The 22,976-nt window shown below is 67.7% G+C and carries 24 protein-coding genes; 9 read left to right on the top strand and 15 right to left on the bottom strand.

The annotated features are described in order from the left end of the window. Nucleotides 1–35 precede the first annotated feature (35 nt). The 3 genes from AB4Z27_RS06820 to argS form a co-directional block, all read right to left on the bottom strand. Nucleotides 36–674 (bottom strand): thiol:disulfide interchange protein DsbA/DsbL, encoded by a 639-nt coding sequence (locus tag AB4Z27_RS06820; protein WP_092291317.1) that lies wholly within the window; start codon nt 672–674, stop codon nt 36–38. Between the two features lie 115 nt (nt 675–789). Continuing rightward, nucleotides 790–1,539 (bottom strand): SPOR domain-containing protein, encoded by a 750-nt coding sequence (locus tag AB4Z27_RS06815; protein ID WP_092291315.1) that lies wholly within the window; start codon nt 1,537–1,539, stop codon nt 790–792. A gap of 105 nt (nt 1,540–1,644) precedes the next feature. Further along, nucleotides 1,645–3,453 (bottom strand): arginine--tRNA ligase, encoded by a 1,809-nt coding sequence (gene argS, locus AB4Z27_RS06810; protein WP_441591456.1) that lies wholly within the window; start codon nt 3,451–3,453, stop codon nt 1,645–1,647. 190 nt (nt 3,454–3,643) lie between these two features. Here argS and AB4Z27_RS06805 point away from each other — a divergent pair, with 190 nt between their 5' ends. Continuing rightward, nucleotides 3,644–3,964, top strand: coding sequence for a DUF1840 domain-containing protein (locus AB4Z27_RS06805; RefSeq protein WP_092291311.1), 321 nt, complete (start codon nt 3,644–3,646; stop codon nt 3,962–3,964). 165 nt (nt 3,965–4,129) lie between these two features. Here AB4Z27_RS06805 and AB4Z27_RS06800 read toward each other — a convergent pair whose 3' ends face one another. Together AB4Z27_RS06800 and AB4Z27_RS06795 are read right to left on the bottom strand one after the other, a co-directional pair. After that, on the bottom strand, nt 4,130–4,561 hold the full coding sequence (locus AB4Z27_RS06800; RefSeq protein WP_092291309.1) for a DUF883 family protein: 432 nt from the start codon (nt 4,559–4,561) through the stop codon (nt 4,130–4,132). 83 nt (nt 4,562–4,644) lie between these two features. After that, nucleotides 4,645–4,809, bottom strand: coding sequence for a DUF1328 domain-containing protein (locus tag AB4Z27_RS06795; RefSeq protein ID WP_092291307.1), 165 nt, complete (start codon nt 4,807–4,809; stop codon nt 4,645–4,647). Nucleotides 4,810–5,091: 282 nt separating this feature from the next. Here AB4Z27_RS06795 and AB4Z27_RS06790 point away from each other — a divergent pair, with 282 nt between their 5' ends. Then, complete coding sequence (locus AB4Z27_RS06790; RefSeq protein WP_092292089.1) at nt 5,092–6,492, top strand: CHASE3 domain-containing protein; 1,401 nt, start codon at nt 5,092–5,094, stop codon at nt 6,490–6,492. Between the two features lie 29 nt (nt 6,493–6,521). Here AB4Z27_RS06790 and AB4Z27_RS06785 read toward each other — a convergent pair whose 3' ends face one another. From AB4Z27_RS06785 to AB4Z27_RS06765, 5 genes are all read right to left on the bottom strand, one after another. Then, nucleotides 6,522–6,926 carry a response regulator gene (locus tag AB4Z27_RS06785; RefSeq protein WP_092291305.1) on the bottom strand — a complete coding sequence of 135 codons (405 nt, stop codon included), beginning with the start codon at nt 6,924–6,926 and terminating at the stop codon, nt 6,522–6,524. 55 nt (nt 6,927–6,981) lie between these two features. Then, complete coding sequence (locus AB4Z27_RS06780) at nt 6,982–7,614, bottom strand: response regulator (RefSeq protein WP_061956399.1); 633 nt, start codon at nt 7,612–7,614, stop codon at nt 6,982–6,984. 315 nt (nt 7,615–7,929) lie between these two features. Next, on the bottom strand, nt 7,930–8,322 hold the full coding sequence (locus tag AB4Z27_RS06775; RefSeq protein WP_441591460.1) for a hypothetical protein: 393 nt from the start codon (nt 8,320–8,322) through the stop codon (nt 7,930–7,932). Nucleotides 8,323–8,470: 148 nt separating this feature from the next. Continuing rightward, complete coding sequence (metH, locus tag AB4Z27_RS06770; protein WP_092291301.1) at nt 8,471–11,218, bottom strand: methionine synthase; 2,748 nt, start codon at nt 11,216–11,218, stop codon at nt 8,471–8,473. A gap of 37 nt (nt 11,219–11,255) precedes the next feature. Further along, on the bottom strand, nt 11,256–12,329 hold the full coding sequence (locus tag AB4Z27_RS06765; protein WP_092291299.1) for a homocysteine S-methyltransferase family protein: 1,074 nt from the start codon (nt 12,327–12,329) through the stop codon (nt 11,256–11,258). A 205-nt stretch (nt 12,330–12,534) separates the two neighbouring features. On the opposite strand from AB4Z27_RS06765, the gene AB4Z27_RS06760 reads away from it, so the two are divergent. Then, on the top strand, nt 12,535–12,927 hold the full coding sequence (locus AB4Z27_RS06760) for a rhodanese-like domain-containing protein (RefSeq protein ID WP_092291297.1): 393 nt from the start codon (nt 12,535–12,537) through the stop codon (nt 12,925–12,927). A gap of 84 nt (nt 12,928–13,011) precedes the next feature. Here the strand turns inward: AB4Z27_RS06760 and AB4Z27_RS06755 are convergent, their stop codons facing one another. The 4 genes from AB4Z27_RS06755 to AB4Z27_RS06740 all read right to left on the bottom strand — a co-directional run bounded on the left by AB4Z27_RS06755 (nt 13,012) and on the right by AB4Z27_RS06740 (nt 16,294). Next, a complete protein-coding gene (locus AB4Z27_RS06755; protein ID WP_092291295.1) occupies nt 13,012–13,269 on the bottom strand; it encodes a BTH_I0359 family protein in 258 nt (85 codons plus the stop codon). 240 nt (nt 13,270–13,509) lie between these two features. Then, nucleotides 13,510–14,340, bottom strand: coding sequence for a 3-oxoadipate enol-lactonase (pcaD, locus tag AB4Z27_RS06750; protein ID WP_092291293.1), 831 nt, complete (start codon nt 14,338–14,340; stop codon nt 13,510–13,512). A gap of 36 nt (nt 14,341–14,376) precedes the next feature. Continuing rightward, nucleotides 14,377–15,381, bottom strand: a complete 1,005-nt coding sequence (locus AB4Z27_RS06745; RefSeq protein WP_441644126.1) for a DUF3108 domain-containing protein — start codon at nt 15,379–15,381, stop codon at nt 14,377–14,379. A 40-nt stretch (nt 15,382–15,421) separates the two neighbouring features. Then, complete coding sequence (locus AB4Z27_RS06740; RefSeq protein WP_092291291.1) at nt 15,422–16,294, bottom strand: IclR family transcriptional regulator; 873 nt, start codon at nt 16,292–16,294, stop codon at nt 15,422–15,424. 114 nt (nt 16,295–16,408) lie between these two features. Between AB4Z27_RS06740 and AB4Z27_RS06735 the strand changes: the two genes are divergently transcribed. The 6 genes from AB4Z27_RS06735 (at nt 16,409) to rfaE2 (ending at nt 22,131) form a co-directional block, all read left to right on the top strand. Beyond that, nucleotides 16,409–17,389 (top strand): fumarylacetoacetate hydrolase family protein, encoded by a 981-nt coding sequence (locus AB4Z27_RS06735; RefSeq protein WP_092291289.1) that lies wholly within the window; start codon nt 16,409–16,411, stop codon nt 17,387–17,389. An 88-nt stretch (nt 17,390–17,477) separates the two neighbouring features. Further along, a complete protein-coding gene (locus tag AB4Z27_RS06730) occupies nt 17,478–18,317 on the top strand; it encodes an enoyl-CoA hydratase/isomerase family protein (RefSeq protein WP_092291287.1) in 840 nt (279 codons plus the stop codon). A gap of 58 nt (nt 18,318–18,375) precedes the next feature. Next, nucleotides 18,376–19,281, top strand: coding sequence for a PhaM family polyhydroxyalkanoate granule multifunctional regulatory protein (locus AB4Z27_RS06725; protein ID WP_441644125.1), 906 nt, complete (start codon nt 18,376–18,378; stop codon nt 19,279–19,281). Nucleotides 19,282–19,351: 70 nt separating this feature from the next. After that, complete coding sequence (locus AB4Z27_RS06720) at nt 19,352–20,542, top strand: patatin-like phospholipase family protein (protein ID WP_092292085.1); 1,191 nt, start codon at nt 19,352–19,354, stop codon at nt 20,540–20,542. Between the two features lie 217 nt (nt 20,543–20,759). Continuing rightward, on the top strand, nt 20,760–21,614 hold the full coding sequence (locus AB4Z27_RS06715; RefSeq protein ID WP_092291283.1) for a ferritin: 855 nt from the start codon (nt 20,760–20,762) through the stop codon (nt 21,612–21,614). Between the two features lie 22 nt (nt 21,615–21,636). Further along, the gene (rfaE2, locus tag AB4Z27_RS06710) at nt 21,637–22,131 is read left to right on the top strand and encodes a D-glycero-beta-D-manno-heptose 1-phosphate adenylyltransferase (protein WP_092291281.1); all 495 of its coding nucleotides are present in this window, start codon (nt 21,637–21,639) and stop codon (nt 22,129–22,131) included. Between the two features lie 13 nt (nt 22,132–22,144). Here rfaE2 and AB4Z27_RS06705 read toward each other — a convergent pair whose 3' ends face one another. After that, complete coding sequence (locus tag AB4Z27_RS06705; RefSeq protein WP_441591468.1) at nt 22,145–22,969, bottom strand: SPOR domain-containing protein; 825 nt, start codon at nt 22,967–22,969, stop codon at nt 22,145–22,147. Nucleotides 22,970–22,976 lie beyond the last annotated feature (7 nt).

Here is a 22,976-nt window from a genome sequence, read left to right as displayed (position 1 = left end):
TCGCGCACCGGGCCGTCGGGGTCATGCCGCGCGGATCAGAGCTTCTTCGCGCGCACGCCCGTGACCAGGAAATCCATGGCCTGGATGGCAGCCGGCTTGGTGCCGGCAATGCTCGGGGAGGTCTCGTACTTGCCCTGCACCACCACGGTCGGCACACCCTCGATCTTGTACGAATCGGCGATCTTGTTGGCGCGCTGGGCGTTCGTGGTCACCGTGAACGAGTTGTAGGTATCGAGCCACTGCTTGCGGTCGATGCCGTTCTTGGCCATGAAATCGGCGATTTCGTCGGTGGTCAGCATGCGCTTGCGGTCCTTGTGGATCGCCTCGAACACCTTGCCGTGCAGGGCGTCCAGCTTGCCCAGCGACTCCAGCGCATAGAAGATCTTGGTGTGCGGCAGCAGGTCGTCGCGGAAGGCTACCGGCACGCGCTTGAACACCACGTCCTTGCCCTGCTTGCTGACCCAGGCTTCCAGTTCGGGCTCGAAGTCGTAGCAGTGCGGGCAGCCGTACCAGAAGAACTCGGTCACTTCGATCTTGCCCGCCGGTACCGGCTGGGGCGACTTCAGCACCGTGTAGTCCTTGCCCTCGGCCGGTGCGGCCATGGCTGCGGGCGCAGTCATCAGCAGACCGCCCACGGCGGCGACGGTGGCGAGGAAAGCGGCGATTTTCTTCATCTTCGAAGGGCCTTCTGATAGGTCAGAGAGATCAGGGGGATGGCCCGCACGCAGCGAGCCGACCGGTAAGACAAGTGCGGCGGCGCCCGGTTCCTCCGCGGCGCCGCCCGCCATGTTACTGCTTTGTAAAGCGGATCACCGAAGCTTCGAAACCGTTCGATTGCAGGCGGTCGCGCGCCCGGTTCATGTCCTCGATACGGTTGAACGGCCCCAGACGAACGCGGTACATCTTCACGCCGTTGACATCGCGCTCCGTGACCTTGGCTTCRAAGCCCTGCATGGCCAGATTGGCCTTCTGGCGGTCCGCGTCGTCCTGCGAGCGGAAGGCGCCCACCTGGAGCAGGTAACCCACCTTGTTGGCGTCAGCCTGGGCGATCTCGGCGATCGGGTCGGCTACCGGCTTCTCGGCGGGGCGCGTGGCGGGTTTTTCGGCCGGACGCGAGGCATCGGCCGGCTTGGCGGCGCTGGCCGCGCCGTTGGCGGGCTGGTCAGCCGGGCGGGTGGTCGCCACCGGCGGCTGCGCCGGGGTAGCCGGCTGCCCGTCGGGCTGGCCCACCGGCTTGGCCGGCGTCTTGCTCCACAGCGGCCGGTTCGGGTCGCTCGGGCCCTCGGCCTGCTGCTGCGGTTGCGTCGGCGCCGGCAGCGGCGTGGCCACGTTGCCGGGCTCGCTCGGGCGCTGCTGGGCATTGCCGTTGGCGCCCTTCTGCTGGAACGGCGCGGGCGACTTGGTGATATACAGGGCCACCACCACGGCGATGGCCAGGCCGACGATCAGCCCGAGCACCAGGCCCAGGAACGTACCACCGCGCTGCATCCGGACATGGGTACGGGTTGGGCGCGCGGCGCGCTTGCGTTGCTGTTGCATGAAGTCCTCTTCGGTGTTGCCGGGGATTATAGGGCCTGTCCCGGCAGGCACGATTGAGACCACTCTGAAAAGTGGCCCAAGAATCCGTCACAGGGGCGTTGCGGCTCAGTTGGCGGCGGGCTCGCGGTCCATCCGTTGCGGCGCCGAGACGCCAATCACGGCCAGGCCGTTCTTGAGCACCTGGCGCGTGGCCGCCAGCAGCGCCAGCCGGGCGCGCTTGACCGCCTCGTCGTCCACCAGCACGCGGTCCGCGTTGTAGAAGGCGTGGAAGTCGCCGGCCAGGTCGCGCAGGTAGAACGCCACCGCATGGGGCGCCAGCTCGCCGGCGGCWGCCGCCAGCATGTCCGGGAACTCGGCCAGACGGCGGCCCAGGGCGATGGCCTGGGCGCTCACGTCCGCGGCGGTCACGGCGGCCAGGTCGGCCCCGGCCAGTTCCGGCAGGCGGGCTTCCCAGCCGGCGCCGCCCCAGGCCTCGAAGATCGAGCAGATCCGGGCGTGGGCGTACTGCACGTAATACACCGGGTTTTCGTCGTTCTGCTTCAGGGCGAGGTCCACATCGAACACGAATTCGGTGTCGGCCTTGCGGGACAGCAGGAAGAATCGCACGGCGTCGCGGCCGCGCGTGAAATGGGCGGGCCAATCCGCCACGCCGGCGTCCAGCAGGCTGCGGATGGTCTCGTCGCCGCCGTTGCTCCACTCGATCAGGTCGCGCACGGTCACGTACGAGCCGGCGCGCTTGGAGATCTTCACCTCCTCGCCGTTCTTCATCACCGTGACCATCTTGTGGAGCACGTAGTCGGGGTATCCCTGGGGAATGCCCATGTCCAGCCCCTGCAGGCCGGCGCGCACGCGGGCGATGGTGCCGTGGTGGTCGCTGCCCTGCACGTTGATGACCTTGGCGAAGCCGCGCTCCCACTTGGTGGTGTGGTACGCCACATCCGGCACGAAGTACGTGTAGGTGCCGTCCGTCTTCTTCATGACGCGGTCCTTGTCATCGCCGTCGTCGGTGGTGCGCAGCCACAGCGCGCCTTCGCTCTCGTAGGTCTTGCCCTTGGCCACCAGCGACTGCACGGCGCCTTCCACGCGGCCATCGCTGTACAGCGACGACTCCAGGTAGTAGCGGTCGAACTTCACGCCGAAGGCCTGGAGGTCGATATCCTGCTCGTTACGCAGGTAGGTCACCGCGAATTTGCGGATCGAGTCGATATCGTCGATGTTGCCCGAGGCGGTCACCGGCTCGCCGTCGCTGGCAGCCACCGTCTTGCCGGCCAGGAAGTCGGCGGCGATATCGGCGATGTAGTCGCCGTTGTAGGCGGACTCGGGCCAGCCGGCCTCGCCCGGCTTCAGGCCGCGCGCGCGGGCCTGGACCGAGATGGCCAGCGTCTGGATCTGCACGCCGGCGTCGTTGTAATAGAACTCGCGGTGCACCGCCCAGCCGTTCCAGGCCAGCAGGTTGGCCAGCGCGTCGCCCAGGGCGGCCTGGCGGCCGTGGCCGACGTGGAGCGGCCCGGTCGGGTTGGCGGAGACGAACTCCACCAGCACCTGGCCATGCTCGCCGGCCGGCCGGGCGCCGAATCGATCACCTTCGGCCAGCACGGCGCGCAGCACGTCGGCGCGGGCGGCGGGGGTCAGGCGCAGGTTGATGAAGCCGGGGCCGGCAATCTCGGCCTGGGCGACGATCGCCGTGGCACGGGGGTCGGCCTGCACGGCGGCGACGATCTTCTGGGCCAGTTCGCGCGGATTGCTCTTGAGCGCCTTGGCCACCTGCATGGCGATATTGCACGCCAGGTCGCCGTGGGCGGCCACCTTGGGGCGCTCGAAGGTGACGGCGGGCAGGGCGGCGTCGGCCGGGGCGAGCGCGCGCACGGCGTCAGTGAACGCGGCGGCAAGATTGGAGGTCTGAACAGGCAGCATGGATGTCTTTGCCCTGAAGGCGCTAAAGAGAGCGATGAACGGTCCGGAGGCGTTGCGGCAAGTGCGCCGCGCGTCGCGTGACCGGCACCGGAAATCGGGAAACGCGGAATTTTATCAGGTGCTATGCTGACATCATGCGACCGTGCCGCGCGGCTYGTGCGGAACTTCGTCACTCGTGAAAGGAAACATCATGCTGATCACCTTCAAATCCCACGCGGCGCAGGACCTGATCATGATGAAGGATCTTGCCCTCACGCTGCTTGGCATCATCGGCAAGCACATGGGCGAGCGCGGGGTGATCACGTCCGAGGAACTCCCGCGCGCCATCAAGAAACTCGAGGCCGCCGTGCAGGATGCGAAGAAGGTGCACCCCGCCGATACCTCTGTCCACTCCGACGCCCGCGACGAGGACGAGGAAGAACCCCTCCACCTGGGCCAGCGCGCCTACCCGTTCCTGGACATGCTGCGCGCGTCCGAGCGGGAAGGCGCCAACGTGATGTGGGGCGTCTGACGGCCCGCGGGCCGTAGTCGACAAGAAACAGGCAAAAAACAGGCAAAAAAATGCCCGGCCACCATCGAGGTGCCGGGCGTCCCGGATCAGGGATATATCCGGAAAGGGGGTTTTGCTGCAGGGGTAAAACGGTACAGGCCCGGCGTGCCGGGCCAGGATATTCGGTTACTCGTCGCTGCGGCGTCCCGCCAGCAGCAACCCGATACAGGCGCCGATCAGCGCGGCAATCCCCACCGCCTTCAGCGGGCTTTCGGCCACGCGCGCACGGCCGTGATCCACGGCTTCATCCATGTGTTCCCGGGCCCAGTGCATGCCATCGGTCCCCCGGGCGCGAATCCGTTCCGCCATCTCGTTGGCCCGCATGCGCAGGCGGCGGCCGGCCGCCAGGCCCTCTTCCGACCCCTCGTGCGTGAGCACGTCGATGGTCTGCTGGAGCTGGGCGATCAGGGCCTTGACCTCGCCCGAAACCGGTACGGCGGCGTCACGCGCCGCGTCGCGGGTATCCCGGGCGGCATGTTTCAACTGGCGCACGGCAGCATCGGCGCTGTCATGCAAGTGATTGATTTCCTTCCGGACTTTGGGGTTCTGCGTGAGCATAGGGACTCCTCATTGCGGTTCGGGGTACTGAGCACCGCGCCCGCCGGCCGATCCGGCGTGGGCGCGTGCCGCGTGCGTGCCCCTTACCTTCTGCGGATCAGGCCCATCACGAAGGTGACAAGCGCCACGACCAGGAAGATGAAGAACAGGATCTTGGCAATTTCGACGGCACCGGCGGCAATGCCACCAAAGCCGAAGATCGCCGCGATCAGCGCGACAACGAAGAAAACGAGTGCGTAATGCAGCATGGCCAGTCTCCCGAGGTTAGCGGGCGCACCCCGGTTGCTGCGGTGCGCCCGGCTTGCGCCACGGTGCGCAAGCTCATAGCCTCATCGTAGGGTCATGCCCCGGCGCCAGACACCGACCCCCGACCGATTCCCGTGTCAGCCAAGTCCTACAATGCACACCGCGCCGCACCGGGTGCGCCACTCGGGGGCCGTCTGTACGATTGACCCTGCCATGTCGATGTGATTCCATGGCCGCACGTGCGCCCGCGCGTCCGCCCAAACCGGTATTTCCTGGTATTCGTGATGGCCAAGCACTCCCTACTTCTCAGAAATACCCTGCTGCTCGCCGGCGGCATCGTGCTGACTCTGGCCGTCCTGATTGCCTCGGAGACGGGCAACCTGCGCCTGCGCGAGGGCTATACCGAGGCCATCCGCTCCCAGCAGCTGCAAAGCGACCTGGGCGCGCTGATGGGCGAACTCGTCAATGCCGAGGCGGGCCAGCGCGGCTTCCTGCTGACCGGCCAGGACAGCTACCTGGAGCCGTACTACAAGGCGCTGCCGCAGATCAACGCCCTGATGGCGCGCATCCGCCAGCACTACGCCAACGACGCCGAGGGCCTGCGCCAGTTTGGCGAGGCGTCCCAGTTCGTCACGCGCAAGCTCAACGAGATGGCCCTGACGCTGGTCTACGGCAAGCGCGATGTGGACGTGGCGATGGACCTGATCCGCACCGATTTCGGCCGCCAGACCATGGAAGCCGCCCGGCGCGGGCTGGAGCAGCTGCAGGTGCGCGAGTCCGGCACCGTCACGCACAACCTGGAGGCCGCCGAGCATGACCTCCAGCTCTCGCGCTACGGCATCGGGCTGCTGACGGCGATCAACATCCTGCTGCTGGTGACGGTCGGGCTCGGCCATTCGCGCCGGATGTCGATGGCCGAGGCGGCCCGTATCCAGCTGGAAGAAGAAAGCGCCCGGCTCGACCGCAAGGTGCGCGCGCGCACGCGGCAGCTTTCCGCGCTGGCGGCCCACTTGCAGCGCGTGACCGAGGACGAGAAGACCCGGCTGGCGCGCGAACTCCACGACGAACTGGGCGCCATCCTGACGGCAATCAAGCTCGACCTGCACTGGGTGCGCATGCGCGTGCAGGAGACCCACCCCGAGGCCCGCGACAAGCTGACCCGCGTGATGCTGCACGTGGACCAGGGCATCCAGATCAAGCGCCAGCTGATCGAGGACCTGCGCCCCACCGTGCTGCTGAACCTGGGCCTGCGCGAGGCCATCATCCAGTCCGTGGAAGACGGCGGCGCGCGCAACCAGTGGGAAACCGACGTGGAGCTACCCGATTCCCTGCCGCCGCTGCGCGACAGCGCGGCCATCGCGCTATACCGGATCGTGCAGGAATCGCTGACCAACGCCAGCAAGTACGCCGAGGCGCGCCACGTGTCCGTGGCGCTGGCCTGCACCGACGACCATCTCACCATGACCATCCGCGACGATGGCAAGGGGCTGCCGCCAGACTTCGACGCCGGCAGCACGGCCGGCCACCATGGCCTGCTGGGGATGGAGCAGCGCGTGCTGGCGCTGGGCGGGACGATGCAGATCGATTCCGCGCCGGGCCAGGGCGTGAGCGTGCGCGTCGAGGTGCCGCTCACCACATCGGTGCTGGCGCCGCCGGAGGAAGCAGAGAAGGAAGCCGAGCTGTAGGCCGTCAGGCCGAAGTCGCGCCGCGGCCGTCAGGCCGAGGTGGCGTATTCCTCGATCACGCGGAACACCTGCTCCAGTTCCAGCGACTTGTCGAAGAAATAGTCGGCCCCGGCCTCCGTGCACTGGCGGCGGTACATCGAGACCTGCGCATGATTGGTGTAGACGATGCGGATGCCGGAGAGCCCGGCGCGCTGCATCTCGCGCAGCACGTTGATGCCGTTGCCCTGCTTGAGCTGCAGGTCGACGATCACCACGTCATAGTGYCCGCTCGCGGCCAGCCGGATGGCCATGGCCTCGGTATCGGCCCAGTCCACGGATTCGACGAACGGGAAAGCCGTCAGGTATTCCAGCAGCATGCCCCGCAGGACCGCGGAATCCTCGATCAGGAGGACACGCAGCGATCGGGTCGAGGAGGCCGTGGCTTGCTCCGGCATGGTGCGATAGGGGGCGGGGAAAAAGGTCTGTTTGCTGACTGGGGACGACGGGACGCTACTCCACCAGGCCATTCTTGATGGCGTAGTACGTCAGGTCGGCGTTGGTCTTCATGCCCATTTTTTCCAAAATGCGCGAGCGATAGGTACTCACGGTCTTCACGCTCAGGAACAGCTCGTCGGCGATGACCGAGACCGACTGCCCGCGCGACAGCTTGCAGAAGATCTGGAACTCTCGCTCGGAGAGGGTCTGGTGCACCGGTTGCTCGGTCGGCTTGTCCAACCCGCCGATCAGCAGGTCGGCCACGGTCGGGCTGACGTAGCGGCGGCCCTGGGCCACCGTGCGGATCGCCTTGACGAGGTCGTCCGGCGCCGATTCCTTGGTCAGGTAGCCCGACGCGCCGGCACGGATCAGRTTGATCGCGTACTGGTCTTCCGGATAGGTGGACAGGATCAGCACCGGCAGGTTGGGCAGGCGCTGCCGGATCAATTTGAGTACGTCGATGCCGTTCCGGTCCGGCATGGAWATRTCGAGTACGAGGACATCGAACTCGCTGTCGCGCAACTGCGCCATCACTTCGTCGCCGCTGGCGGCTTCGCCCGTCACCTTGATGTCGGGTTCCTCTGAAATGAACTGGCGCAGACCGGCGCGAACGATCTCATGATCGTCGGCGATCAAGACGCGGATCATCGGTGTCTCCCACGGTGAGGGGCCGGCCGGGCTGAAGAAACACGGCCCGCGCCGGTTTCTGCATTGTAGTGCCGGCGCCGCAGCAAATATGTCAGTGTCAGGCTGACATGATGCGCCACGGCACAAGCGTGCTGCACTGCGCCAAATCGGGCGCCCGGCACACAAGTACGTCAAGGCGCCAGAACGCCAGAACGGGCGCCGAAGCGCCCGTTCTGGTCATGCATCCCGCGTCCTGCGCCCCGGCCTGGGGGTGAGGCGGCCTGGAGGGTACCGCCCCGGCCCCGGCCGGACACCGAGCGCTGGGATAGCGATCGACTACTGGATCTTGGTACCGGCGTCCGCCCCCGCCCCGGCATTGGCGCCGAGCGGCGTCACGCCGTCCTTCGACTCGCCCTTCTTGCTCTTGGCCTTGGCGTGGCTGCCCTGCTTGCTCTTCGACTTGGTCTCGGCCTTGGTGCCAGCCTCGGCACCGGCATGGGCGCCGAGGTCCGCCTTGCTGTCGGCGGCCGTCGGCGCGGTCGTCGTGGCGGCGCCACCTTGCGTGCTCAGGCCGCCCGATGCGTTGGCGCCCGCGCTTACACCTGGCGCGTTCACCGAGGCGCCCAGTCCGTTTTGCGCACCGGCGGTGACGCCGGTACCTTGGGCCATCGCCACGGAGGAAGCGGCAGCAATCGACAGGGCGGACAGGGAGATCAGCAGCTTGTTCATGGAAGAGACTCCTATTCTGGAATGCTCCGCGACGAAACATTCGTCGCGGCATTCACGCGGTGTCACGTGAACTGAGGCTCAGTCTAAGGAGTCTTTCCGGCGCGGTCTGTGAGGACTTGTAATGCCCTGTAAGCAGTGGTGAGGCCCGTTACAGGTTCGGCGCGAGCGCGCGTGCCAGCGTGGCGCGGTCTTCGCCACGGCGCGCCACCATGTCGTCGAGCTGGTCCTGGCCGATCTTGCCCACGCTGAAGTACGTGGCGTCCGGATGCGCGAGATAGAAGCCGCTCACCGAGGCCGCCGGCGTCATCGCCAGCGATTCGGTGATGCCCATGCCGATCTCGGCGGCATCGAGGAACTCGAACATCGCGCCCTTGACCGTGTGCTCCGGGCAGGCCGGATAGCCGGGCGCCGGGCGGACACCGGGATACGACTCGGCGATCAGCTCGTCGTTGCTCAGCGTCTCGCCGGCGTTGTAGCCCCACAGGTCCGTCCGCACGCGCGCGTGCAGGCATTCGGCGAAGGCTTCGGCCAACCGGTCGGCCAGCGACTTGAACATGATCGCGCTGTAGTCGTCGTGGTCGGCCTCGAACTGGGCCTCCTTCTTGTCCACGCCAATGCCGGCCGTGACCGCGAACAGGCCGATGTAGTCGGCCACGCCGCTGTCCTTCGGGGCGATGAAGTCCGCCAGGCAGCGGTTRGGGCGGCGCACGCCGTCCACCACCGGGCGCTCGCTCTGCTGGCGCAGGTTGTGCCAGGTCAGGGCGACCTTGGTGCGGGTCTCGTCGGTGTAGATCTCGATGTCGTCGTCGTTGACCGTGTTGGCCGGCAGCAGCGCCATCACGCCGTTGGCAGTCAGCCAGCGGCCCTGGATCAGGCGGGCCAGCATGCTCTTGCCGTCCGAGAACACGCGGCGGGCAGACTCGCCCACGATCTCGTCGTTGAGGATGTCCGGGAATTTKCCGGCGAGGTCCCAGGTCTGGAAGAACGGACCCCAGTCGATGTAGTTCGCCAGTTCGGCGAGGTCGTAGTTGCGGAACACGCGACGGCCGATGAACTTCGGCTTCGGCGCGACGTAGCCGCTCCAGTCCACCGGCGTCTTGTTGGCGCGTGCCTGGGCCAGCGTCACCATCGGCGTGGCCTTCTTGCCGGCGTGCTGGGTGCGGATGCGGTCGTAGTCGACGCGCAGGTCATCCAGGTATTTCTTGGCGCCTTCGTCCGACAGCAGGCTGGAGGCCACGCTGACCGAGCGCGAGGCATCGGGCACGTAGACCACCGGGCCTTCGTAGTGCGGGGCGATCTTGACCGCCGTGTGCACGCGCGAGGTGGTGGCGCCGCCAATCAGCAGCGGAATCTTCTTGATGCGGAAGTAGTCGTCACGCTGCATCTCGGACGCCACATAGGCCATTTCCTCGAGCGACGGGGTGATCAGGCCGGACAGCCCGACGATGTCGGCGCCCTCGACCTTGGCCCGCGCCAGGATCTCGTTGCAGGGCACCATCACGCCCATGTTCACGACTTCGAAGTTGTTGCACTGAAGCACCACCGACACGATGTTCTTGCCGATGTCATGCACATCGCCCTTCACCGTGGCGATGACGATCTTGCCGCGCGCGCGCACGTCGCCGCCGGCCTCGGCCACCAGGCGCTTCTCTTCCTCGATGAACGGCAGCAGGTGCGCCACGGCCTGTTTCATCACCCGCGCGCTCTTGACCACCTGCGGCAGGAACATCTTGCCGGCGCCGAACAGGTCGCCGACCACGTTCATGCCGTCCATCAGCGGCCCTTCGATCACCTCGATGGGGCGACCGCCGCGCGCGAAGATCTCCTGGCGCGCCTCCTCGGTGTCCTCGACGATGAAGTTGGTGATGCCGTGCACCAGCGCGTGCGCCAGCCGCGCGGCCACCGTCACCGGCTGCTCGGGCGTGCCGCGCCAGGCCAGGTTCTCTTCCCGCTTGGCGCCGCCGCCCTTGAAGCGGTCGGCGATTTCCAGCAGGCGGTCGGTGGCATCGTCGCGGCGGTTCAGCACCACGTCTTCCACGCGCTCGCGCAGTTCCGGGTCGAGCTGGTCGTACACGCCGAGCTGGCCGGCGTTGACGATGCCCATGTCCATGCCCGCCGCGATGGCGTGGTACAGGAACACGGTGTGGATGGCCTCGCGCACCAGGTCGTTGCCGCGGAACGAGAACGAGACGTTCGAGACGCCGCCGCTCACCTTCGCGTACGGCAGGTTCTGCTTGATCCAGCGCGTGGCCTCGATGAAGTCCACCGCGTAGTTGTTGTGCTCCTCGATGCCCGTGGCCACCGCGAAGATGTTCGGGTCGAAGATGATGTCCTCGGGCGGGAAGCCCAGCTCGTTCACCAGCAGGTCGTAGCTGCGCTTGCAGATCTCGGTCTTGCGCGCGAAGGTGTCGGCCTGGCCCTTCTCGTCGAACGCCATCACCACGCTGGCGGCGCCGTAGCGGCGGATCAGCCCGGCGTGGTGGCGGAACTGCTCCTCGCCTTCCTTGAGCGAGATCGAGTTCACCACCGCCTTGCCCTGCACGCATTGCAGGCCGGCCTCGATCACCTCCCACTTGGACGAGTCGATCATGATCGGCACCCGCGCGATGTCCGGCTCGGAGGCAATCAGGTTCATGAAGCGCACCATCGCCGCCTTCGAATCCAGCATGGCCTCGTCCATGTTGATGTCGATGATCTGCGCGCCGTTCTCCACCTGCTGGCGGGCCACGGCCAGCGCCTCGTCGAACTGGCCGTTCAGGATCATGCGCGCGAACGCCTTGGAGCCGGTGACGTTGGTACGCTCGCCCACGTTGACGAACAGCGTGTCGTCGTCGATGGTGAACGGCTCCAGGCCGGAGAGGCGCATCGGACGCGGGGGCAGGTTTTGCTGGCTCATGGGAAGGCTATGTGTCTTGTGTGGGGCGGGCGATGGATCAGGCTGCCGTGGTGGCAGTTGCGGTGTCGTCGCGGTACTGGCCGGGCCAGGCGCGCGGCGCCTTGTTGGCCACGCGCGCGGCGATGGCGGCGATGTGCTCGGGCGTGGTGCCGCAGCAGCCGCCCACCAGGTTCACCAGCCCGGACGCGGCGAATTCCTCCACCAGCGACGAGGTGACCTCGGGCGTTTCATCGAAGCCGGTGTCGCTCATCGGGTTGGGCAGGCCGGCGTTCGGGTAGCAGGACACCGCGGCATCGCACACCTTGGCCAGTTCGGCGATGTACGGGCGCATCAGCGTGGCGCCCAGCGCGCAGTTCAGGCCGAAGGTGATCGGCCGGGCGTGGCGCAGGCTGTTCCAGAACGCCTCGACGGTCTGGCCGGACAGGATGCGCCCCGAGGCGTCGGTCACGGTGCCGGAGATCATCACGGGCACGCGCTCGCCGGTGTCCTCGAACAACTGGTCGATGGCGAACAGCGCGGCCTTGGCGTTCAGCGTGTCGAAGATCGTCTCGACCAGGAACACGTCGGCGCCGCCCTCGAGCAGCGCCTTGCCCTGCTCGTAGTAGGAATGGCGCAGTTCCTCGAACGTGACGTTGCGCGCGCCGGGGTCGTTCACGTCCGGGCTGATGCTGGCGGTCTTCGGCGTGGGGCCGAAGGCGCCGGCCACGAAGCGCGGCTTCTCCGGCGTGCTGAACTTGTCGCAGGCGGCGCGCGCCAGGCGGGCGGCCTCGACGTTCATCTCGTAGGCCAGATCGGCCATCTTGTAGTCTTCCTGCGCCACGCGCGTGGCCCCGAACGTGTTGGTCTCGATCAGGTCCGCGCCGGCGGCGAGGTATTGCTCGTGGATCTCGCTGATGACGTCCGGGCGCGTCAGCAGCAGCAGCTCGTTGTTGCCCTTCACGTCGATGCGATGGTCCACGAAGCGCGCGCCGCGGTAGTCGGCCTCGCCAAGCTTGTAGCGCTGGATCATGGTGCCCATGGCGCCGTCCAGGATCAGGATGCGGTCGCGCAGCAACCGGGGCAGGTTGGCGGCCCGCGTGTACGGACGGACAGGTGTGGGAGTGGCGCTCATGACGGGGCTGGGGGCGGAAGACTGCCGAATTTTGGGTAAGAGCGGGATTTTATCAGGGTGATCAAGGCATTGCGGGCAGAAAGGACATCGGAAACCCCGCTAATCCGCGCCGCACCCGGGTTGTCAGTGCCGGGCGTGGCGGCCTACACTGGGAGACGTAATCGCCACCGCACATGTTCCCAACCCGCCCCAACCGGCCATCCGCATGCAACACCTGAGTCCCGCCGACGCCCGCGCCCTGCTCGACAACGCCCCCGATGCGCTGTTCATCGACTGCCGCAGCGAGATGGAATACCTGTTCGTCGGCCATCCGCAGGGCGCCCACAACGTGCCCTGGAACGACGGGCCGGACTGGGAGGTGAACCCGCATTTCGTCCAGGCGGTGAAGAAACTGGCCGGCCATGCCTCGGCCCGCCCGGTGCTGCTGATCTGCCGCAGCGGCAACCGCTCCACGGCGGCGGCGCGTGCGCTGGAAGGCGCTGGCTTCACCACGGTGTACAACGTCCTGCACGGCTTCGAGGGCGACCTGGACCCCCAGCGGCATCGCAATACCCTGAATGGCTGGCGCCACGACGGGCTGCCGTGGGAACAGTACTGACAACGCCGCTGACCCGCCCCCACCATGAAAAACGCCCGCTTGCGCGGGCGTCGTCGTATCGCGGTGTGGCAGACGGTGCCGGGATCAGTGCATGACCAGCGGGTTGTTCATCACCGTATCGAACTTGCCGAGGAATTCATCCACCTCTTCCACGGATGGCTCGCTCTCGATCAGACGCGTCACGTCGGCGCGGAAGGTCTCGGCCATATGGCCACCGAGGAAAATTTCGCGTTTCAGGTTCTTGTCGACGATTTCGTAGCCGCCCGAGGCAAGGGGCGCATGCTCGACATCTGCTCCAAACTCGACAATGCAGTAATTGTCGCTGTTGTAGATCATTTGCATTGCGCTACCTCCTGGCGTCATGGTTGGCGACAATCCCGCGGATTATTGCGGTTTCCGGCGTAAACCGGCGTGAATGCCGCGATTTCACCTCCAAGCTGAGGGTAGTCGTCCGTAATTCAAGTTCTGCTGCCGGACGAAACCTTGCGTGCAATTGCTGCCCTCCTAGGTTGGGCATCGGCGCCGCACGCAAGTTTCTTGAGCGCCGAGCAGTTCTGTATTCCAAAATCTTTCAGCTTCTTACTACGGCACGTCGCATTGACCGCCACATGCCGCATTGCCGAGGAACGCATCGAACACCGCGAAAAAGCGTTCCGGCTGTTCCAGGAACGGCAAGTGCGCGGCCTCGGGCAATACCTCGAGCTTCGCACCGTGGATCTTGCTGGCAATGGATTGCGCCATCGAAACGGGCGCACCCTCGTCGTTTTCGCCCACGATCACCAACGTGGGGCAATGAATCCGGCCGATGGCCTCCGAGAGGTCGAAGGCCACGATGGCTTGCGCCACCCCGACGTAGCCTTCCACCGGCGTCCCCAGGAGCATCCTGCGGATCCTCTCGACCGGCTCCGGATGCGCTTCCCGGAATCCGGCCGTCAACCACCGCGCCAGCGTGGCGTTGACCATGCCCGCCATGCCATGGGCCTCGGCCTGGCCGATGCGGTTGGCCCACATCGGGTGCGCCGTCATCGGCGTATGGTCGTGCGTGTCGACCAGCGTCAGCGACAGCAGCCGCTCCGCATGCCGCACGCCGAGCGTCTGCCCGATCATGCCGCCCACCGACACCCCGCAGAAATGCGCCTGCGGTATCTCGAGGGCGTCCATCAGCGCGGCCACGTCATCGGCCAGTCGCGCCATCGTATAAGACCCGATCGGGGCATCGCTGCCGCCATGGCCGCGCAGGTCGTACCTCAGTATGCGATAACGGGGCGCCAGATGCTGCACCGTGTCGTCCCAGAGCGACAGATTCGCCCCCAACGCGTGCGCCAACACCACCCACGGGCCGTCCGAACCATCGATGCGGACTTGCAGGTCCACGTCGCCAGTGCGTATGCGTCGGGGGGTCGTGTCAGCCATATGTCGGTCTCCGGGGTGTCACAGCACGAATCATTCTCATCGTCCCTCAGTACTACGATAGACGAGATCAATCTGTGTGCCATCGGGTTCCGTCTGACGGAGGCGCGCCGGCAGCCATTTCAGCGCCGGCGCCAGCCACACTTCCACGCGCCGTTTATCGCCCGGATGCCGTGGCAGGCGCACGAAGTGCTTCGTCGTGACCATGCCGTGCACGCCGATCTCGATGGTCTCCTCGCCCACGTATTGCACCTGCATCGGCTCCACCTCGCGGGTATCGGCCACATTGAAGGTGTCCGTCACGCCCGGCGCGGCATAGCGCTGGGGGTCGGCGGCGACCCATCCGACCAGTTGCAGGAACACGCTGAAGCGGTCCTGGAAGTTCTGCGGCATCGGCACCTGGCCGCCACGCGTTTCAAACACGATTTGCCCGGCGGCCGGGTCGAAGCGCGCCACTTCCTTCTTGCTGCGGCGGGCTTCCTCGTAGCGCAGCGGGGTCAGCCCGCCCGGCCCCATCTGGCCGGCGCTCTGGAACACGAAGCGGAACCACAGCACGCGCGTCTCCACCACCARCCGGTAGTGGCCGCCGTCCTGCTCCCARCGGATCAGGCCGTCCGGGTTCTGCACGCCGTTGACGTAGCTCGAGTAATGCATGGTGGCCGAGGGCGGCGGGCTGTACTGGGGCGATGCCGGCGCGGGCGGGGCCGGGGGGGCCGGCGCGGCGGTGGCGGTGGCGCCGGCTGGCGCGGCACCCTCCCCGCCGGTGCCGGTCACGGCGCCGGTCTCGCCGGACGGCGTCGTGGCCAGGTCCGGCGCCGCCTGGGGCTCGGCCGGGGCGGGCTGGGGCTGCGGGGCAGGCTGGGTCTTGGGCACCGGGCGGGGCCGGGGGCGCGGGGCCGGGGCAGGCGGGGCGGGCGGCGGCAGCAGCATCGCCTCCATCGATGGCGGAATGCTGATCTCGGGCAAGCCCGGCAGCGGCATGCGCAGCAGCCCGAGCAGCACCAGCAGGTGCGCAATCACCACGCACACCACGACCGCGATCACCGCGACCCAGCGCCGCCTGAGTCGCCTGCGTGGCTTCGTGCTATCGCGAGGGGTGGCCGGCGGGTCCGGCCGAGTGGCTTGCGCCAAGGTATCCGAGTTCCGAAGAGATCTGTCGGGCGATGTCCCGCACGCGGCGGTCCACCGAACCGCCCCATTCTGCATCGAATACGCGCTGCGCGCCGAGCACAATCAGCGCCATCGACAAATGCCCGTTGGCGTCGAACACCGGCAGCGAGATCGCGTTGATGCCCGGCAGCACGCCGCCGCGCGTGCGCGCCGCGCCCTGGGCGCGCACTTCGGCGCAGATCGCGTCGTAGTCGGCCAGCGAGGCGGGCATGTCCGGCAGCGGCGTGGCGCCGCGCGTAGCGAATTCCCGTTCGATCAGCGGCAGCGTCTGGCGCCGCGACAGGTAGGCGCCATACAGCCGCCCCGTGGCCGAGTTCAGCATCGGCATGACATCGCCCAGCCGCAGGCTCACGCTGACCGGATGGCTCGATTCTTCCCAATGGACGATGGTCGGCCCGTGGTTGCCCCACACGGCGATGCCGACGGTCTGGTCGATCTCGTCGCGCAACTGGGACAGCACCGGCCGCGCCTTGCGCACCGGATCGAGCCGGTTCAGCCCCGCCAGACCCAGTTGCAGCGCGAACGGCCCGAGGTCGTAGCGCCCGCTCACGGCGTCCTGCGCCACCGCGCCAAGGCGCTGGAAGCTCACCAGGTACCGGTGGGCCTTGGCCGGCGGCATGTCGGCGGCGGCGGCCAGGTCGCGCAGCATCATCGCGCGCGGCGAGGCCGCCAGCGCCTGGAGCAGCCGGAAGCCGACCTCGATCGACTGGATGCCCGCGCGCTTGCCATCGTCCTCATTGGAAGGATCGGCGGCGTCATCGAGGCGGGAATCGTCGGGTGCGGTCATGCGGGGCGAAGGTGGAAGCGGCGTTGCCGGCCATTCTATACGGCAGCCGGCGGCCCGGCGCCCCGGGTCCGGTAGACTACCGGCCACCGCACATCGACGATTGCCCGCACCCCCATGAAACTCGCAACCCTGAAGGACGGTTCGCGCGACGGCCAGCTCGTGGTCGTCTCCCGCGACCTCAAGACCGCGCACTTCGCCACCGACATCGCCGGCACGCTGCAGCGCGCGCTCGACGACTGGGCTTTCCACGCCCCCCAGCTCCAGGACCTCTACGACGCCCTGAACGCCGGCCGCGCCCGCCACCCGTTCCCGTTCCAGCCGAAGGACTGCATGGCGCCGCTGCCGCGCGCCTACCAGTGGGCCGACGGCTCGGCCTACGTCAACCATGTGGAACTGGTGCGCAAGGCSCGGGGCGCCGAGATGCCGCCCGAGTTCTGGACCGATCCGCTGATGTACCAGGGCGGCTCGGACGACTTCCTCGGCCCGCAGGACGACATCGTCTGCGCCAGCGAGGCGTTCGGCATCGACTTCGAAGCCGAGGTGGCCGTGATTACCGGCGACGTGCGCATGGGCGCCACGCCCGAGCAGGCCGGCGAAGGCATCCGCCTGGTGATGCTGGCCAACGATGTCTCGCTGCGCAACCTGATTCCGGCCGAACTGGGCAAGGGCTTCGGCTTCTTCCAGAGCAAGCCGGCCACGGCGTTCTCGCCGGTGGCCATCACGCCGGACGAACTGGGCGAAGCCTGGCACGACCGCAAGGTGCACCGGCCGCTGACCGTGCACTGGAACAGCAAGAAGGTGGGCGCGCCCGACTGCGGCACCGACATGGTGTTCGACTTCGGCCAGCTCATCGCGCACATCTGCAAGACGCGGAACGTGCGCGCGGGCAGCATCGTCGGCTCGGGCACCATCTCGAACGTGGACCGGAGCAAGGGCTACTGCTGCATCGCCGAGCAGCGCATGATCGAGACCATCGAGGGCGGCCAGCCGGTCACCGCGTTCATGAAATATGGCGATGCGGTGCGCATCGAGATGCTCGACGCCCAGGGCCAGTCGATCTTCGGCGCCATCGACCAGCTCGTGGCGCCGCGCTGACGCGCAATGTGCCTATAATTGTCCGACCGACCGGTCGGACAATTGATCCCATGCCGGCGGAACCCTCCCTTGCCACGGAAGCCGCCCCATGACCGCAGAGACCCCCGAGACCCCGGACACCACCCTCTCCCCGCGCCTGGCGCGCTACGCGTCGCTGACGCTGCGCCGCCACGGCCCCGTGCTCGAGGTCATCATGGGCGCGGCGCAGTCCGCCAACCAGAAGCTGGCCACCGCCGACGCCGGCATGCACCGCGAGCTGGCCGAGATCTGGCGCGACATTTCCGCCGATCCGGACATCCGCGTCGCCATCATCCGGGGCGAAGGGCGCGGCTTCTCGGCTGGCGGCGACCTGTCCCTGGTCGAGGAGATGGCCAACGACTTCGCCACCCGCACGCGGGTCTGGCACGAAGCGCGCGACCTGGTCTACAACGTCATCAATTGCGACAAACCCATCGTCTCGGCCATGCACGGCCCGGCCGTGGGCGCCGGGCTGGTGGCGGGGCTGCTGGCCGACATCTCGATTGCGGCCAAGACCGCGCGGATCGTCGACGGCCATACCCGGCTCGGGGTGGCGGCGGGCGATCACGCCGCCATCGTGTGGCCGTTGCTGTGCGGAATGGCCAAGGCCAAGTACTATCTGATGCTGTGCGAGTCGCTCAGCGGCGAGGAGGCCGAGCGCATAGGCCTGGTATCGCTGGCAGTGGACGAAGACCAGCTGGTGGCCAAGGCGTTCGAGGTGGCCAACCGGCTCGCGACGGGGTCCCAGACGGCCATCCGCTGGACCAAGTACGCGCTGAACAACTGGCTGCGCATGGCCGGCCCGGCGTTCGATACCTCGCTGGCACTCGAATTCATGGGCTTTGGCGGCCCCGACGTACATGAAGGCATGGCGAGCCTGCGCCAGAAGCGGCCGCCTGAATTCCAGTAACCGGCCAGCCAAGGTGGAATGATCGGCCCTGGCGGCCCCCCACGGAGAGCGCGCGACCATGTTCGGACAGATCCCCGATTTCACCAATGGCTTCGAATTCCTGCGCCGCATCTGGAGCGCCGGCGGCAGCCTGCCGGGCGGCGGCATGATGCCCGGCCTGAGCGCGATGACCCCGCCGATGGACCTCGACGAGGTCGACAAGCGCATCCACGACCTGAAGGCTGTGGAAGGCTGGCTGCAACTGAACGCGAGCCTGCTGCGCACCACCATCCAGGGGCTGGAGGTACAGCGCGCCACGCTGGTGGCCTTGCAAACCTTCGGCAACGCGCTCTCCCCGGAAGCCATGCAGACCGCGATGGAGAACGTGGCGCGCGCGGCCAACGCGCCGAGCACCTCGCCGCCGCACCCGTTCCGTCCGTCCCCCGCCTCCGAGACCGCCTCCGAGACCGTCTCCGAAGCGGAAGCCGACGCGGCCAATGCCGAGGACGACGAGGACTTCGACGCGCCGCCTGAAGTGACCGCCGGAGCCGCCGAGGGCGAGGAACCCGAAGCCGCCCCATCGCCCGAATCCGCCGGTCCCGCCCCACTGCCGCCCAACGCGAGCCTGTGGTGGGACCTGCTCCAGCAACAGTTCAGCCAGATCGCAGGCAGCGCGACGGCGGCCACCGCAGCGCCGTTCGGCAACCTGGGCGGATTCGGCGCGATGGGTGGCATGGGTGGGACGGCCGCCCCGGGCGCGGAGGGCGTGGCGCCCGCCGCACGGGACAATCCTGCCCCGAACGGCAAGGCAAGCCCGAAGCCGGCGGCCAAGCGCGCGGGGGCGAAGAAGCCCGCCGCGAAGAAGGCTGCCACCAAGGCTGCGAAGCCCGCCACCAAGACGTCCGCCACGAAAAAGCCGTCGACCAAAAAGCCCGCCGCGAAGGCACCCGCCGCGCCGGGCACCCCCAAGGACAGCGTCGAGTGAGCCGCCTGTGAGCGTCACGCACGCCGACCCGGCCCTCCGCGCCAGCCAGCGCCAGCGCACGGCGCTGGTCATGATGGGCGGCGGCGCGCGGGCGGCCTACCAGGCCGGCGTACTGGCCGGCATCGCCCGCATCGCCACGCGGCATGGGCTCGGGCATTGCCCGTTGCCGTTCGGCATCGTCACCGGCACCTCGGCCGGGGCGATCAACGGCGCCGGCATGGCGGTGGGCGCCGCGGACTTCCAGGCCGCCACCGACCGCCTCGCCGCGCTCTGGCACGGCATTCATGCCGATGACGTCTATCGCACCGGCGTGCTGGGCGTGGGTGCCTCGGGCGCGCGCTGGCTCTCGTCGCTGGCGTTCGGCTGGATCACCCGCCAGGCCCCGCGCGCGCTGTTCGACAGCGCCCCGCTCGACAGCTTCCTGACCGAGCTGTTCGAACCCGGCCGCGTGCAGGCCAGCCTGGACGCCGGCGTGCTCCAGGCCTTCGCCGTGACCGCGCTGTCGTACAGCACCGGCCGCCATGTCACGTTCTACCAGTCGCACCGGCGCATCCACCCATGGCAGCGCAACCAGCGGCTGGCCGTGGAAGCGCCGATCGGCGTGGACCACCTGCTCGCTTCCTCATCGATTCCGTTCCTGTTCCCGGCCGTGCCGCTCGAGATCGARGGYCATCACGAGTGGTTCGGCGACGGCACGATGCGCCAGATGTCACCGCTTTCGCCGGCCATCCACCTCGGCGCGTCGCGCATCCTGGCCATCGGCGCGGCGTCGCGCCCGCGGCCGGGCTGGTTCGATACCGTGCCGTCCGGCGGCTATCCGTCGCTCGCGCAGGTGGGCGGGCAGGCGCTGGCCAGCATCTTCCTCGATGGCCTGCAGGCCGACATCGAGCGGCTGATGCACATCAACCGGCTGCTCGCGCGCATGCCCGAGGCTGCCGGCGAGACCGACGGCTGGCGCCCGGTGGAAGTCATGACGATTTCTCCGAGCGAACCGATCGAGTCCATCGCCGCCCAGCATGTGCACCGGCTGCCGCGCACGGTGCGCGCGATGCTCGCCCCGCTCGGCGGTACCGAGGCGCGCGGCGCCGCGTTCGCGAGCTACCTGCTGTTCGAGCCCGAATTCACCCAGGCCCTGCTGGCGCTGGGCGAGCGCGATGCCGCAGCGGAGGCGGACGGCATCGCGGCCTTCCTCTATGGCGTGGTGCCCGAAACCGGCCACGCCACCGCGCGCGCCACCGATCCCGCGCTGACGCCCTACTAGCCCCCTGAGCAGCCGTCCCGGCGTCGCTTTTCGGCCTCTCAGGTCGCAATTCGTCCACTTTCCTGGGGCCAGCCCCGCTGGTTCCTCAGCCGGCACAGCGCAAGAAAAGGGCAACGTCTGTTGCAATCCCTAGTAATCGCACTAAAAAGGAACTAGAGAAAAGATTCGAGAATAATTCCCATCTGGTAGAATCCGCCCGTAATTTCAAAGGCTTACCATGCTCTACCCCGAACTGTTCAAATCATTGGAATCGGTCCGCTGGCACATGGACAAGGACATCCCCTGGGATTCCTTCGACCCCAGCCTGCTGACGGACGACCAGGCGAAGACCATCCGCATGAATGCCATCACCGAATGGTCCGCCCTGCCGGCCACGGAGATGTTCCTGCGCGATAACCGCCACGATTCCGACTTTTCGGCGTTCATGAGCATCTGGTTCTTCGAGGAACAGAAGCACTCGCTGGTGCTGATGGAGTACCTGCGCCGCTTCCGCCCGGACCTCGTGCCGACGGAAGAAGAACTGCATGCCGTGCGCTTCGAGTTCGATCCGGCCCCGCCGCTGGAGACACTCATGCTGCACTTCTGCGGCGAGATTCGCCTGAACCACTGGTATCGCCGTGCTGCCGAATGGCACACCGAGCCGGTGATCAAGCACATCTACCGCACGCTGTCGCAGGACGAAGCCCGCCATGGCGGCGCCTACCTGCGCTATATGAAGAAGTACCTGGCGCAGTTCGGCGACTCCGCGCGCGCCGCCTTCGCCAAGATCGGCGTGCTGATGGCTTCGGCCCGCCGCACGGAAAAGCCGCTCCACCCGACCAACCTGCACGTGAACAAGGCGTTGTTCCCCAACGACACCGTGCAGTCCCGCCTGCCGGACCCGGACTGGCTCGAGCACTGGCTCGACGAGCAGATCCGCTTCGACGAAGTGTGGGAAAAGAAGGTGATCGAGCGCATCCTGCACAACATGTCGCTGCTGTTCGAACGCACGTTCGACACCGTGCAGGAACTGAACCGCTACCGCAAGGAACTGAACGCCAGCCTCGTGGCAGCAGGCCAGCAACCGGCCTGATCCCCGCTACCCACGCCGTTCAATGACCGCTCCCGCTTTCGAATCGAAGCTCGTTCCCGCTGACGACGCGGCCGCGCTGCGCGCCGCCGTGGCCGCCCTGCCGCGCCCGCTGGTCTTCACCAACGGCGTGTTCGACATCATGCACCGTGGCCACGCCACCTACCTCGCGCAGGCGCGCGAGCTGGGCGCGGCGCTGATCGTGGGCGTGAATAGCGACGGTTCGGTGAAGATGCTGGGCAAGGGCGATGACCGCCCGCTGAACCATGAGTCGGACCGCATGGCGCTGCTCGCAGCGCTGACCTCGGTCGATCTGGTGGCGATGTTCCGCGAAAAGACGCCAGTGGAGCTGATCCGCCTGGTGCGCCCCGACATCTATGTGAAGGGCGGCGACTACGACATCGACACCCTCGAGGAAACCCGCCTCGTCCGTAGCTGGGGCGGCCAGGCCTACGCCATCCCCTTCCTGCACGACCGCTCCACCACCAAGCTGCTGACCAAGGTGCGCCAGCAGGGCTGATCAGCCTCGCTGTTCAACCTTCGGCGCCCGATCCGGGCTGTTTCGCGCCGCGCGCCTGCGTGCCGGCCCGGCACGCCTGGAGCGACTCCGCGCCATACCGCAGGCGCACTTCATCCATCCTTGCCCGCACCGCATCGTCCGAGGACGTCACGCGCAGCCATTGGCGCGAGACCGGCCGCGGCGCGTCCGTAATCAGCGCCGTGCGCACGCCCTGGGCGCGCAGGGATTCGAGGAAGCGGTCGGCGCGCTCGCGCTCCCGGAACAGCCCCAGCGACACGGTATAAGACGCCGACGACGCCTCATCGTCCTCGTTGCTCACCACGGACACATCGGTCACCTTGCGGCGCTTCAGCTCCGCCAGCTTGCGGTCGGCGTTCTCGCGCGTGGGCTGGGCCGGCAGGTGGACCCACCAGCGCACCTGTTCGGTCCGTTCGAACTGCTGCACCGGCAGCGAAGCCCCGGCGGCGATGGCGGCGAGGTCTTCACGCGCCCGCGCCACGGTCTGGGCCGAGAAACCGCCGATCTCGAAGCAGGCATCGGCGCGCGGGGCCGGCTGGGCCACGGCCAGCGAGACCGTGCCGGCGGGGGTGGGCGTCAGCGCGCCGCGCGGGGAGCCTGCCGGAGCGCCCGGGGCCGGGCGTACGGTGGCGGTATCGGCAGGCGGCTCAAGCCGCATCCGCTCGCCGCGCACCTGCTGGGACACCCGCTGCGGCTCGCGCGGGCTTTCCATCCAGCCAGCCAGCGGGTCCGGGCCGAACCCGCCCAGCACGGCGGCCAGCAGCAGCGCGTTGACGAGCAGCAGGATCAGCAGCAGGGCGGTCGGGCCTTTCTGGGACATGGAAGAC

This window comes from Cupriavidus sp. KB_39 (genome assembly GCF_052114485.1).
Lineage (GTDB): Bacteria > Pseudomonadota > Gammaproteobacteria > Burkholderiales > Burkholderiaceae > Cupriavidus.
The sequence above is the reverse complement of the archived record's forward strand: the minus strand, read 5'-3'. Positions and strand labels throughout refer to the sequence as shown.

What these genes read in the sequence shown, in the direction of transcription:
- AB4Z27_RS06765 (WP_092291299.1), bottom strand. Translation starts at nt 12,329, where the DNA reads ATGAGCGCCACTCCCACACCTGTCCGTCCGTACACGCGGGCCGCCAAC.
- AB4Z27_RS06760 (WP_092291297.1), top strand. Translation starts at nt 12,535, where the DNA reads ATGCAACACCTGAGTCCCGCCGACGCCCGCGCCCTGCTCGACAACGCC.
- AB4Z27_RS06705 (WP_441591468.1), bottom strand. Translation starts at nt 22,969, where the DNA reads ATGTCCCAGAAAGGCCCGACCGCCCTGCTGCTGATCCTGCTGCTCGTC.
- AB4Z27_RS06730 (WP_092291287.1), top strand. Translation starts at nt 17,478, where the DNA reads ATGACCGCAGAGACCCCCGAGACCCCGGACACCACCCTCTCCCCGCGC.
- rfaE2 (WP_092291281.1), top strand. Translation starts at nt 21,637, where the DNA reads ATGACCGCTCCCGCTTTCGAATCGAAGCTCGTTCCCGCTGACGACGCG.
- pcaD (WP_092291293.1), bottom strand. Translation starts at nt 14,340, where the DNA reads ATGGCTGACACGACCCCCCGACGCATACGCACTGGCGACGTGGACCTG.
- AB4Z27_RS06715 (WP_092291283.1), top strand. Translation starts at nt 20,760, where the DNA reads ATGCTCTACCCCGAACTGTTCAAATCATTGGAATCGGTCCGCTGGCAC.
- AB4Z27_RS06755 (WP_092291295.1), bottom strand. Translation starts at nt 13,269, where the DNA reads ATGCAAATGATCTACAACAGCGACAATTACTGCATTGTCGAGTTTGGA.
- AB4Z27_RS06795 (WP_092291307.1), bottom strand. Translation starts at nt 4,809, where the DNA reads ATGCTGCATTACGCACTCGTTTTCTTCGTTGTCGCGCTGATCGCGGCG.
- AB4Z27_RS06820 (WP_092291317.1), bottom strand. Translation starts at nt 674, where the DNA reads ATGAAGAAAATCGCCGCTTTCCTCGCCACCGTCGCCGCCGTGGGCGGT.
- AB4Z27_RS06775 (WP_441591460.1), bottom strand. Translation starts at nt 8,322, where the DNA reads ATGAACAAGCTGCTGATCTCCCTGTCCGCCCTGTCGATTGCTGCCGCT.
- AB4Z27_RS06790 (WP_092292089.1), top strand. Translation starts at nt 5,092, where the DNA reads ATGGCCAAGCACTCCCTACTTCTCAGAAATACCCTGCTGCTCGCCGGC.
- AB4Z27_RS06800 (WP_092291309.1), bottom strand. Translation starts at nt 4,561, where the DNA reads ATGCTCACGCAGAACCCCAAAGTCCGGAAGGAAATCAATCACTTGCAT.
- AB4Z27_RS06725 (WP_441644125.1), top strand. Translation starts at nt 18,376, where the DNA reads ATGTTCGGACAGATCCCCGATTTCACCAATGGCTTCGAATTCCTGCGC.
- AB4Z27_RS06805 (WP_092291311.1), top strand. Translation starts at nt 3,644, where the DNA reads ATGCTGATCACCTTCAAATCCCACGCGGCGCAGGACCTGATCATGATG.
- AB4Z27_RS06740 (WP_092291291.1), bottom strand. Translation starts at nt 16,294, where the DNA reads ATGACCGCACCCGACGATTCCCGCCTCGATGACGCCGCCGATCCTTCC.